Annotated in this window: 14 protein-coding genes and 1 tRNA gene; 8 read left to right on the top strand and 7 right to left on the bottom strand. The window is 54.7% G+C overall.

All coding sequences use genetic code 11. The annotated features are described in order from the left end of the window. Nucleotides 1-1180 (bottom strand): substrate-binding protein (locus QZ197_RS11545; RefSeq protein WP_296432124.1); only part of this gene is annotated, 1180 nt, incomplete at its 3' end. Between the two features lie 203 nt (nucleotides 1181-1383). Here QZ197_RS11545 and QZ197_RS11540 point away from each other — a divergent pair. From QZ197_RS11540 to QZ197_RS11520, 5 genes are all read left to right on the top strand, one after another. Then, nucleotides 1384-2715, top strand: a complete 1332-nt coding sequence (locus tag QZ197_RS11540; protein WP_296432123.1) for a short-chain fatty acyl-CoA regulator family protein — start codon at nucleotides 1384-1386, stop codon at nucleotides 2713-2715. A 76-nt stretch (nucleotides 2716-2791) separates the two neighbouring features. Next, nucleotides 2792-3160, top strand: coding sequence for a response regulator (locus tag QZ197_RS11535; RefSeq protein WP_296432122.1), 369 nt, complete (start codon nucleotides 2792-2794; stop codon nucleotides 3158-3160). Then, nucleotides 3157-3432: a hypothetical protein gene (locus QZ197_RS11530; protein ID WP_296432121.1), complete on the top strand. Its 276-nt coding sequence runs from the start codon at nucleotides 3157-3159 to the stop codon at nucleotides 3430-3432. The genes QZ197_RS11535 and QZ197_RS11530 overlap by 4 nt, the downstream gene beginning before the upstream one ends. After that, nucleotides 3429-6125 (top strand): sensor histidine kinase, encoded by a 2697-nt coding sequence (locus tag QZ197_RS11525; RefSeq protein WP_296432120.1) that lies wholly within the window; start codon nucleotides 3429-3431, stop codon nucleotides 6123-6125. The genes QZ197_RS11530 and QZ197_RS11525 overlap by 4 nt, the downstream gene beginning before the upstream one ends. A 44-nt stretch (nucleotides 6126-6169) precedes the next feature. Beyond that, a complete protein-coding gene (locus tag QZ197_RS11520; RefSeq protein WP_296432119.1) occupies nucleotides 6170-7204 on the top strand; it encodes a FliM/FliN family flagellar motor C-terminal domain-containing protein in 1035 nt (344 codons plus the stop codon). On the opposite strand, the gene QZ197_RS11515 is transcribed toward QZ197_RS11520, so the two are convergent. The 4 genes from QZ197_RS11515 to QZ197_RS11500 are packed head-to-tail and all read right to left on the bottom strand — an operon-like array spanning nucleotide 7201 to nucleotide 9382. Continuing rightward, nucleotides 7201-7626, bottom strand: a complete 426-nt coding sequence (locus tag QZ197_RS11515) for a TIGR01244 family sulfur transferase (protein ID WP_296432118.1) — start codon at nucleotides 7624-7626, stop codon at nucleotides 7201-7203. The two genes, QZ197_RS11520 and QZ197_RS11515, sit on opposite strands and share 4 nt — an antisense overlap. 10 nt (nucleotides 7627-7636) lie before the next feature. Next, nucleotides 7637-8068 carry a DUF6691 family protein gene (locus tag QZ197_RS11510; RefSeq protein ID WP_296432117.1) on the bottom strand — a complete coding sequence of 144 codons (432 nt, stop codon included), beginning with the start codon at nucleotides 8066-8068 and terminating at the stop codon, nucleotides 7637-7639. Continuing rightward, complete coding sequence (locus tag QZ197_RS11505) at nucleotides 8068-8493, bottom strand: YeeE/YedE thiosulfate transporter family protein (protein ID WP_296432116.1); 426 nt, start codon at nucleotides 8491-8493, stop codon at nucleotides 8068-8070. Before QZ197_RS11505 ends, QZ197_RS11510 begins: the two co-directional genes overlap by 1 nt. Nucleotides 8494-8518: 25 nt before the next feature. Further along, on the bottom strand, nucleotides 8519-9382 hold the full coding sequence (locus QZ197_RS11500; protein ID WP_296432115.1) for an MBL fold metallo-hydrolase: 864 nt from the start codon (nucleotides 9380-9382) through the stop codon (nucleotides 8519-8521). 81 nt (nucleotides 9383-9463) lie between these two features. Here QZ197_RS11500 and QZ197_RS11495 point away from each other — a divergent pair, with 81 nt between their 5' ends. Further along, nucleotides 9464-9781, top strand: a complete 318-nt coding sequence (locus QZ197_RS11495) for a metalloregulator ArsR/SmtB family transcription factor (protein ID WP_296432113.1) — start codon at nucleotides 9464-9466, stop codon at nucleotides 9779-9781. A 7-nt stretch (nucleotides 9782-9788) separates the two neighbouring features. On the opposite strand, the gene QZ197_RS11490 is transcribed toward QZ197_RS11495, so the two are convergent. After that, nucleotides 9789-10004, bottom strand: a complete 216-nt coding sequence (locus tag QZ197_RS11490; protein ID WP_296432111.1) for a hypothetical protein — start codon at nucleotides 10002-10004, stop codon at nucleotides 9789-9791. A gap of 106 nt (nucleotides 10005-10110) precedes the next feature. Between QZ197_RS11490 and QZ197_RS11485 the strand changes: the two genes are divergently transcribed. Further along, a complete protein-coding gene (locus QZ197_RS11485; RefSeq protein WP_296432109.1) occupies nucleotides 10111-10368 on the top strand; it encodes a DUF2312 domain-containing protein in 258 nt (85 codons plus the stop codon). Nucleotides 10369-10370: 2 nt separating this feature from the next. On the opposite strand, the gene QZ197_RS11480 is transcribed toward QZ197_RS11485, so the two are convergent. After that, a complete protein-coding gene (locus QZ197_RS11480; RefSeq protein ID WP_296432108.1) occupies nucleotides 10371-11243 on the bottom strand; it encodes a hypothetical protein in 873 nt (290 codons plus the stop codon). A gap of 209 nt (nucleotides 11244-11452) precedes the next feature. Between QZ197_RS11480 and QZ197_RS11475 the strand changes: the two genes are divergently transcribed. Next, nucleotides 11453-11528, top strand: a tRNA-Thr gene (locus QZ197_RS11475). Nucleotides 11529-11629 lie beyond the last annotated feature (101 nt).

The following is an 11629-nucleotide window of genomic DNA, read 5'->3' as shown; positions in this document are numbered from 1 at the left end:
CGGCGCCACGGTAAGATGTTGGACCGTTGCCCATGCCGTCGAAGTCGAAGTCTTCAAGAGCTTCGGCAACGCCGCAAGGGTTGAAAGTGCCTGCACGTGTCACAGCATCCGCATAAAGCAGAGTCTGAACGTAGCAAGTGTGCGCCGCACTGGATGGCGGGAAGCCGTATTTTTCGCCAAAGGATTTAACGAAAGCTTTAGTGCCTTCATCCTGCAGCTGCCAGTTCCAGTTCATTGAACCGAACACGCCTTGGATGTTGGAACCCGCACCAGCGGCCATCAGCTCAGAGTAAAGCGGCACAATGATAGTGAAGTCTTTGCCATTGACCTGCTTGTCTTTGAGACCAAACTGAACAGCCTGTGTCAAAGAGTTTACCATGTCCCCACCGTAATGGTTAAGGATCAATGTATCCGCGCCAGAATTCAGAACAGGAGCGATGTATGATGAGAAGTCGCCAGCGCCAACTGGCGTTAGAACGTTTTGTGTGGTCTTCCAGCCAAGTGCTTCTGTCGCACTCTGAATGGATTCCTGCTGTGTCCAGCCCCATGTATAGTCAGCTGTCAGGTGATAAGCGTTACGATCATTCCCGTATTCAGCCTCCAGAACTGGACCAAGAGCCGCACCAGACATGTAACCGTTAAAGAAGTGTCGGAAGCCATTGGCTTTCTTATCTTTACCAGTTGTGTCGTTGGAGTGTGTCAGGCCGGCCATGAAGATCACACCAGCTTCTTGGCACAGACCTTGAACAGCAATCGCAACACCGGAAGATGACCCGCCGTTGATCATGATGCAGCCGTCTTTCTGGATCATGGACTGTGCGGATGCACGGGCTACGTCAGATTTCGTCTGTGTATCGCCTGTTATGAACTCGACCTTCCTGCCCAGAATACCTGTGCCATCGAGGTTCTTTTCAGAAAAAGTGTTCAGCATGCCACCGTCGCCGATGCCATTTAGATGCTCGACTGCAAGCTCTTGAGCGCGCAGTTCGTCAAGGCCTTCTTCGGCGTAAGGACCAGTCTGCGGTACGTTGAAGCCGATTTTGACAGACCCGCTGTCGCCAGGCGCATTTGTGTAGCCAGTGTGGCCGGCTGCGCGCAGATACTGTGGAATAGCGAGACCAGCACTGGCAACCATGCCAGTTTTGAGCACGCCACGACGTGAAAACTTCGAATTGGACATAAATATCCTCCCTAGAGATTTGTGCGGATCCAAACTCCTCGCCAGACCCACAGCCACTGATACAGTGCATGCCTACTTTCCGCCATGATTGGGGCAAGCATCAACAAACCATTGAGGATACTGGACTAATTTGTAAATTCATGCACAAATAGGTAGTTAACTTTGTAAATCGGTTTTCTTGCACCTGCAGAAAGCCACTGAAAATGTTAGAGGAATTAGCATTGGTGACGCAACGTCTTGCAGGTTCGCGGATACGTGAAAAGCGCCTGGATCGCGGGCTACGGCAGGCTGCTGTGGCCGAAACGGTCGGGATATCCCCATCTTATTTGAACTTAATCGAACATAACCGCCGCAGAATCGGGGGAAAGCTGTTGTCCGACATCGCCCGTGTCCTCGGCGTTGAACCGGCGCTTTTGGTCGATGGTGCCGATGCTGACATGCTCGATCAGATGCGCCACGCCGCGAGCCAATTCGAGGCTGATCTGCCCGCCAAGGTTGAAGTCGCCCGCGCCGAAGAAATGGCCGCCCGCTATCCGGGTTGGGGCGCGCTAATCGTGGCCCAATCTGAACGGATAGCAGCGCTTGGCGGACAGGTGCAGGCGTTGTCGGACCGGATGTCGCATGATCCGCAATTGGCTGGATCACTGCATGATGTGATTACTGCGGTGTCTGCGATCCGCTCTGCCGCGCAAATTCTTGTTGGACCGGAAAAACTGGATGAAGACTGGCAACGGCGATTTCACGAGAACATCCACAATGACAGCCTCCGTTTGGCCAACAGCAGCGAAGCATTGGTTGCGTACCTTGAGGCGCCGGATGCAGATATTGATCAAGCTGATCCTGCCGAGCAACTCGAGAGGTACTTGGCCAAGACTGGTTTTCATTTGGCCCCGTTGGAAGCGCCTGACGCTGATCTGCAGAAATTGGTCGCCGATAGCGGTCTAAGAGACGGCGCAAAGGCACTGCTGGAAAGTCAGGCCACGCAATACCTCAAAGACGCGGCACTTCTGCCGCTAGCCGGGTTCGAGGATGCTTGCCGCGTCCGCAACTATAACCCCGCAGCTTTGGCGCAGGCGTTCCAAGCTTCATTTGCGACCGTACTGCGCCGTTTGGCCAGTCTGCCTACGGGGCAGGGCCATCCGCCTATCGGGATGGCTGCTTGTGATGCCGCAGGTGTGCTGACGCTTGTTAAACCTGTGCCGGGGTTTGCGTTGCCGCGGACGGGCGGGGCTTGTCCGCTTTGGCCACTTTATGCGGCTTTGAACCGGCCAGCACAGCCAATCCGGCTTGAGGTGGCTTTGCCCGGATCAAGCGCCACCCGGCTGTTGTGTTATGCAATTGCCGACACGCGACCCAGCCCGCGTTTTGACGTGCCGACGCCTGTGCAAAGCACGATGCTGGTCATGCCAGACCCGCCAGAAACCGCGAGTATCGCCCAGCCTGTCGGCGTGTCTTGTCGCATCTGTCCACGCGCGAACTGCGCCAGTCGCCGCGAACCCGCAATGAAGGGTGTGCGCGTGGAAACAGCACTTTGACTTCACCTCAGAAGCGGGCAATAGTTAACCGCAAGAGGACCCGCTTTGCGAAGTGGATAAGATAGGAGGCGAAGAGATGGGCAAACGCGTCCTTCTGATCGAAGATGAACCAAACATCATCGAAGCGCTCAGTTTTATTCTGTCCCGCGATGGCTGGACCGTCCACACGCACGAGGACGGCACAACCGCGATGCGCAAAGTGCTGGCGATGCCGCCCGATATGATCATCCTTGATGTGATGCTGCCCGGGCGCAGCGGTTTCGATATTCTGCGTGACTTGCGTGCGACAGATGTTACCAAAAATATCCCCGTGATGATGTTGACGGCCCGTGGTCAGGAAAAGGACCGCGAATTGGCGCAGCGTCTTGGTGCAAATCACTTTATGACCAAGCCGTTTTCCAACACAGAGGTGCGTGACTACGTCCGCAACTTTATGGAGGCATGAGCGGTCCCCCCAAGCCGCCGATCTTTTTGCAACGGCAAAATTATCGACAGCGCCGCGTGCGCGATGCGGCAAGGTTTTTGCCCTTTCTGGGGGCAATATTATGGGCGCTGCCCTTGACGTGGGCGCATGACCCAGAGGCCGCACAGATTGGGTCTGCCGGGCTCATTTATATCTTTGGCGTTTGGGTGTTGTTGATTGTGTTGGCCGCATTTCTTGCTAGCCGCATTCGCGCTGACCCACCTCCGGGCTCTGCAGAAGATCCCCACACATGATGTCCTTCAATGCCCTGATTATTGTGGCGCTATGCTATGTGACGATGCTTTTTGCCGTGGCATTTTGGGCCGAGCGGCGTGCGGCCGAGGGGCGTGCGGGTTTTCTGCAGTCGCCATGGATATATACGCTTTCGATCAGTATTTATTGCACAGCTTGGACGTTTTATGGGGCCGTGGGCTATGCTGCGCGGTCGGGATTGGAATTCGTCACGATTTACCTGGGCCCGACCCTCGTGATGGTTGGCTGGTGGTGGGTTCTGCGCCGCTTGGTGCGGATCGGGCGCGCACAACGGATCACGTCGATTGCCGACCTCATTTCATCACGGTTCGGAAAATCAACGATGCTTGGCATGATTGTGACGGTGATTTCGGTCATCGCAGGCACGCCATACATTGCGCTACAGCTTCAATCTGTCACCCTGTCGTTTGCAGTTTTCGCGCAGGTCGAAGGCGTCACATGGCAAACGGCCGAACTGAACGCATCAGCGATGTGGGTGGCTGTTGGACTTGCGGTGTTCACCATTCTTTTTGGCACGCGTAATCTGGACGCGAATGAACGCCACAATGGCATTGTGATGGCCATCGCGGTTGAAGCCGTCGTTAAACTTTTGGCTCTGGTAGCGGTTGGTGTTTTTGTAGTCTGGGGGATCGCAGGCGGCCCCACGCAAATGCTCGAACGTATCGACAGTTCCGAGATCGTGTTGTGGGAACAAAACGGCAGCCGCTGGATCAGTCTGATCTTTTTGTCGGGCGCCGCGTTCTTGTGCCTGCCGCGCATGTTTCAGGTTCTTGTCGTTGAAAACACAGACGAGCGTCATCTGCACGTCGCAAGCTGGGCTTTCCCGCTTTACTTGTTTTTGATGAGCCTCTTTGTGGTCCCGATCGCGGTAATCGGCCTCGATTTGTTACCTGCTGGCAGCAATCCTGACCTGTTCGTGCTGACTGTGCCTTTGCATCAAGGGCAGGGGGGATTGGCTGTTTTGTCCTTTTTGGGGGGCTTATCTTCGGCCACCTCTATGGTGATTGTAGCTACGATTGCTTTGGCGACGATGGTGTCTAACCATATTGTCGTCCCGATCTGGCTGAACCGGCAAGCCAACCAACACGCGATGTTTTCCGGCGATATCCGCTCTGTCACCCTATTGGCGCGCAGGCTGTCAATCGCTGCTATCTTGGCGTTGGGCTTTCTGTACTACCGCATGTCCGGCGGCGGCACTGCATTGGCTGCCATCGGTCTGATTTCGTTTACCGGTGCCGTACAAATCTTGCCTGCAATGCTAGGCGGGCTGTTTTGGCGCGCGGCCACGGGGATCGGTGCGGGGGCAGGGCTGTTGACGGGGCTGTTGGTCTGGATGTGGACCTTGTTTTTGCCCAGCTTTGGCGTCGATGCGTTTATCAGCCAAGCGGTGATGGACAATGGCATCATTGGGATTTCATGGCTGCGCCCGCAGGCGCTGTTCGGGATTTCCGGTATGGACCCACTGGTGCACGGCATCATGTGGTCGATGATTTTAAACACCGCGATGTTTGTTCTTTTTTCTCTGGTGACATTTCCAGCTCCGCTGGAACGTTTGCAGGGCGCGCAATTCGTCAACGTTTTTGATCATTCAACTGCCGCTCGCGCTTGGACGGCCGCAGCAGCCGGCGCAGAGGACCTATTAATCATGTCCCAGCGCATTATCGGCAGCGTAAAATCACAAGAGATTTTTGAACAAGAGGCCATCGCCCAAGGCAAGCCGGGATTTTTGCCAGAAGTCACGCCAGCCTTTATCGAACGGCTAGAGCGTGAATTGGCCGGTTCAGTGGGCGCGGCGACGTCGCATGCAATGATCGGGCAGCTTATTGGCGGCAGCAGTGTGTCGGTCGAGGATTTGATTGCTGTGGCGGACGAAGCCGCGCAAATCCTTGAATATTCCAACCGGCTCGAGGCGAAGTCCGCCGAGCAGGAGCGTACCGCCCGCGCGTTGCGCGATGCCAATACAAAGCTGACGGCGCTTTCGATCCAGAAAGACGCATTTCTAAGCCAGATCAGTCATGAACTACGTACACCGATGACATCAATCCGGTCGTTCTCCGAAATTATCGGCGACGGGAATATGCCGCAAGACACGCTGAACCGGTATGCAGGTATTATCCACGACGAAGCAATCCGGCTAACCCGATTGCTGGATGATCTTTTGGATTTATCGGTGCTGGAAAACGGGCAGGTCGTTTTGCATGAACAAACAGGCAAGCTTGGCGCGTCGCTTGATCGTGCGGTTGGGGCTGCGGGTTTGCACGACGGCGTTTTGACAGTTTTACGCGACGAAAGCGCCGAGGATATTACATTAACCACCGACCTTGATCGCTTGGTCCAAGTCTTCATTAATCTGATCGCGAATGCGCGCAAGTATTGCAACGCAGACGATCCAACATTGCAGATACGCGTGACCCGTCAGAGTGGCAAAGTGCACGTCGATTTCATCGACAATGGCAGCGGTATATCACCGGAAAATCAAGAGCTTATCTTCGAGAAATTTTCGCGCGTGGCTGATCAGGGCAAGGCCGGTGGCGCTGGGCTAGGGCTTGCGATCTGCCGCGAGATCATGATGCGATTGGGCGGAGAAGTGCTGTATCTCCCACTTGAAAAAGGGGCTGCGTTCCGTGTGATCTTGCGCACGGTTGAAACAGAGGCCGCGTTAGAGAAAACGTAACCTTTGCAAGGGTAAGATCGCTACAATTCATCTGTGGCGGGGATATGACCGAAAGCACACATGCGACACTGCTGCGACGGATGACACGTTCGCAAGACGCCGATGTTGCGGAAAACCCGCTGACGTCGTCGCGCGCTGTCCGTTTGGCGTTGACCAAGGCCGCAAATGATACTGTCGGTTTGGTGCTCGCGGTTTCAAGCGTGGCAGAAGAGATAAGTGGTCTTGATGTGATGCTGGATGGGTTGCCAGATGGGTTGATGCTTATTGGGTTGCACCGACAGGAACGTTTGGTTGGATTGATTGCCCTTGATATGCAGTTGCGTGCCGCAGTGCTTGAAATGGAAACCATGGGGGTTTTGTCACCGCAAGCGGTTGATGATCGCGCACCCACGCTGACTGATCAGATGATGTGTGATCCGATGATCGCGGGTTTTCTGGGGGCTTTTCCGCAGGCCGTACGCGGGACGGATTTCGACGGTTGGGGGGATCAAGTCACGCATGAAGGCAAGATTTCCGATACGAGGACGGCTGGCCTGTTGTTGGACGATTGCCTGTACCGCGTTGTGCAGATGAATGTGCAACTGGGGCCAGCCGATAGGCAAGGGTTGTTGTTGATGGCGCTACCGCTGGCCGAAGTGCCAGAGGCAACCGTTCCGCCCGCCGCAGAGAAATCAGATTGGAGTGTCGCATTTCCAAAAGCTGTGCAGGACGCGCCTGCGACAATCACGGCGCTGTTGCACCGGTTCAAGTTGCCATTGGCCATGGCGCGTGGCTTGCAGGTTGGGGCGGTTCTGCCGCTGCCGGGATGCAGTGTCACATCAGTCAGGCTTCTTTCTGCGGATGGGCAAGAGGTGGCGCAAGCCAAATTGGGTCAAAGCGGTGGAATGCGCGCAGTGCGATTGCAAGCGGCACCAGTTCTTGATCTTCACGAGCTGACGTCTGGTGGCGGGGATGCAAAGGCGCCGGTCGCTGTTGAAAACGGGATGGATTTCCCAATCGACTTGGCCGCGGATGCGCAAACGCCAGACCCGTTTGAAACGGATCTGGCGTTTGATGTTGCCTTGGACGCGTCCGATTAGCGATTAGCGATTGCGTCTATTTGCGGGCCCATGCCTCCTAGATCATATCCCGCAGCAGATGTTGCCGCGATGATATCTTGTGTCGGCATGTCGCCCGCCTGCGCGAATGACCAGACGATCGAAGACCGTGTGCCAGACGCGCAATAGGCCAAGATGGGGCCGCTTGCTGTCGCCATGTCAGCTTTTTGGCCTGCAATTAGTTCCATGTTCAACCCTTGGTGCGTGACAGGGTGGATCATGAACGCCAGTCCGGCCGCTGCCGCTGCCTCGCCAATAGCACTGGCTTGATGCGACGGTGGGACCTCTTGGTCGGGCCGGTTGCAGATAATCGCGGTATATCCGGCCGCAGCAATTGCGGGAATGTCCTCGACCCCGATCTGGGGTGAAACGGCGAACGTGGGGCTAAGCTGTTTGATATCCATAGTGGTCCTCTTAAGCTGCGGCAGTTTGCTCGTGCAGCCTTGCGCGAATAGGTGGTGCAATGGCCATACCAGCAATCATCGCCAAGACAAACAACAGTCCACCAATGCCACCAAAGCTAAGCGACGCGAGCGCGGGTCCAGGGCACAATCCGGCAAGACCCCACCCCATGCCGAACAAAGTCGAGCCAACGACCAAGTTGCGGCCAAGCGTAGGCTCGGGCGGCGCGGGAAATGCTGCTGCCAAGACCGGTTTGCGCCCGCGTGTGAGCTGCCACGCAATTGCCATTGGAATGATCGCCCCGCCCATAACAAAGGCCAACGTCGGGTCCCAGTTGCCGAAAATATCAAGCCATCCTTGCACTTTGGTCGTGTCGGTCATGCCAGATGTTAACAGGCCTAAACCAAACAATGCGCCGACGATAAATGAAACGAAACTGCGCATCAGATTACTCCTAGAACATGTTTGAAGATAACGACTGTCAGGCCGCCCGCGCCGATGTAAAACGCTGTCGCCACGATCCCGCGCAGTGACAGGCGCGAAATGCCGCAGACACCGTGTCCCGATGTGCAGCCATTGGCTAAACGTGTGCCGACCCCGACCAAAAGGCCTGCGGCAATGATCACCGCCCAGTTATCGGTCAGGAAAGTCTGACTGCCACCCATCATCAGTGCGGCAATAGCAGGTACAATCACGAGGCCTGCGATCAGCGCCCCACGTTCGCGCAATTCGTGGCGACCACTGCCATCGACCAGCCCCCCGATAATCCCCGAGGCCCCCATGACCTTGCCGTTCACAAGTAGATAGATGGCCGCAGCTATCCCGATTAGCACGCCACCGGCGAGCCCCATAATCCAATCCATTGGCATGACGAATTCTTCCTATTTCTATCGCTTAAAGCGCGTTTATTGGCACTTTGAAGTAGCTTTTACCGTTGTCTTCTGGCTCCGGAAAGTGACCGGCCCGCATGTTAGTTTGCAGCGAAGGCAAAATCAGCCGTGGCATTCCCAACGTCGCGTCGCGGGTTTCGCGCATGGTGACAAAATCGGCCATCGGGCGTCCTTCGCCAATATGCACGTTCAGTGCTTTTTGCTCGCCTATGGTCGTTTCCCATGCGAATTCATCGCGTCCCGGTGCTTTGTAGTCGTGGCCTACAAAAACACGGGTTTTGTCAGGCAGGGCCAATATTTTCTGGATCGAATGGAACAAGTCCTCGGCCGATCCACCGGGGAAATCGCAGCGCGCGGTTCCAAAGTCAGGCATGAACAATGTGTCGCCGACGAATGCAGCATCACCGACTACATAAGTAAGACAAGCTGGCGTGTGGCCGGGCGTGTGCATCACATCGACCCGCATTTGGCCAATATGAATGCTGTCGCCATCGGCGAACAATGCGTCAAACTGTGAACCGTCACGTTCGAATTCGGTGCCTTCGTTAAAGACTTTGCCGAATGTATCTTGAACCACAGTTATGTTTGCACCGATCCCGATCTTGCCGCCTAATGCCTCTTGCAGATAGGGCGCGGCAGACAGGTGATCTGCATGCACGTGGCTTTCTAGAATCCATGCGACTTGCAAGTCCTCGGCCTTGATCCAAGCGATAATATCATCTGCTGAACTTGTATCTGTGCGACCTGCGGCTTGATCATAATCCAAGACGCTATCAATAATAGCACATGCACTACCTTGCGGTTCGCGCACGACATAGGACACAGTATTGGTCGCGTTATCAAAGAATGCTTTTACATCTGGTGTCATTTCGGGTCTCCTTTGATATGAATATAGCATAACTTTAATACATTTCAATATTGGAATGTCTAAGATTTTGGAATTAGGTTTATGACAACCTCAGTTGAAACAATGGCCGACCGTATGGATGAAGCAGCTGTAGAAGCCGCTGAAATGATGAAAGCGCTGTCAAACCCTGGGCGGCTTCGTATTCTATGCGCGCTTGTGCCGGGTGATATGACCGTTGGCGAACTTGAAACTGCGGTTGGTGCTAGCCAGTCCTATGTCTCGGGGCAGCTGTTGAAGTTGCGCAGTGACGGTCTGGTTAGTTGTGTGCGAAACGGCCGTAGCATGCACTACAGTTTGTCTGATCCGCGGGTGCGTCCAATGCTCGAACGTATCTATCAGGTGTTTTGCCCGGCAGACTAAGCGGCACTTAGCCCAGCATCACGCCGATGATTACGGCCATTAGCCCGATCATCGATACAAAAAGCGCGATCAGATTGATCGGCAATATTGTTGAAATCCGTGCACGAAGTTCTTCATCAGGTAACCCTGCGCGTTTGGCGCGTGCGACAGCCACAATGCTGTAAACCATCCCGCAAATGCCAAGGCCCGAAAGTGCGGCGCCAATCCAAACAATAATTTCCATGACCACCTCGCGTTTTGACCGACCTAACGCGGGTTGCCGACCTTCGCAAGGGTTGCGGGTGGGTGGGGTAGCCGCTAGTCAAAGGCAACCTTTCAGGAGAGCTTTGATGAACGATTCCGTAACAGAAACCGCAAGCACCGTCGCCGGCCAAGAGCTTCGCCAGTTTGTAGAGCGTTACGAACGCCTTGAGGCAGAGAAGAAAGACATCGCAGACGCACAAAAAGAAGTCATGGCAGAGGCCAAAGGCCGCGGTTACGATACCAAAGTTCTGCGCAAGATTGTCGCCATGCGCAAGCGTGACGCCAATGATTTGGCCGAAGAAGAAGCTGTCATGGAAATGTATCTCGCGGCCTTAGGAATGTAAGATCAGTTGAAGGGGAGGATCAGATCCACCCCTTCCATGTCATCGATCAGCGCAAGATCATCCTCGTAACTTTGCGACATGGCCGTGATCAACTCTGGGCTAAGTTCTGGCAGATTGATCTGTTCTTCGATCGCGTCGGGCATTGCGTAGGTATCAAGTAAATCGGCGATGCAGTCATGCCGCGCGACACGATCATCGGGCATGCTCGCGGCTTTCAGAACCGCGATCCCCTCGGGCGAAATAATGCGCGACAGGACATCAAACCGCCCCTTGAGGGGTGTATCTGCAGCGACACCGGTTTGTAGGCGGATCAGGTCCTCCCATATCAGCGGTGTATCTTCGGTGCACCACACATGAAGCGGGGCATCAGGAGCCGCGCGCTTGATGCGTCGAATGACATCCGACCATTTCAGTTCAAGAGGGTGAAATGGACCCAAATAATCCCGCAAGGTTTCGGCCTCGGCGCGCTGGGCGATGTCTTGCAGGTAGCTAACCGGGTTGCGTATGCTGAAGAAGAACGACAACTTATCATCTGGAAAAAGGCGGCACATGCCACGCACTTTGCCTTCGGTCTGAGGATAAAATACGCCGTGGTCAAAGACCCGCTTGGGGATGGCTATAAAGTTGTCGTTGCTCAGGACGATGCGCTTGACGTCATCTTCTTCGACAATCGCATCAAGCAGGATTTCTCGTGCATCTTCCGAAGGCGGGGCGCCATCGAGGCCTTGGATCGTTTCACGCAACAGCGCGCGGTATTTTCCGGGACCTGGGACGGCGATGCCTTGCTGCAATAGCGCGCTGGTATTGCGCAAAATGGATTTAAGCAGCCGATCTTCGTCTGTGCAATTTGCGCCGATATGAAACGCGATTTGCATGCTGCTGGCCTTTTTTTGGGGTTAATGTCGCAACATCATAGGGCGATTTGCCCGTCATGAAACCTGTTTTGCATGTGTGTTTGACTGGGGCTGTTTCGGCTTTAAGTTTTTTTGCGATTTGGGTGTTAAAACACCATTGCCATAGCGCGTTTCATCCTGTTATACGCCGCGCAATCGGTTCGTTCCGACACATCGAAAGATGCACCAGTGCCCCTATAGCTCAGCTGGTAGAGCAACTGATTTGTAATCAGTAGGTCCGCGGTTCGAGTCCGTGTGGGGGCACCATTAAAATCAATAACTTAGCCGATAACTGATAAGTTCTGAAAAGTTTTCAGCGAGACGCTCAGCGAGACATAACAGCGTAGCATTGCGAAGATGAACTATCT

Source organism: Yoonia sp., from assembly GCF_017854415.1.
Taxonomy (GTDB): Bacteria; Pseudomonadota; Alphaproteobacteria; order Rhodobacterales; family Rhodobacteraceae; genus Yoonia.
This window is presented reverse-complemented; position numbering and strand designations above follow the sequence as displayed.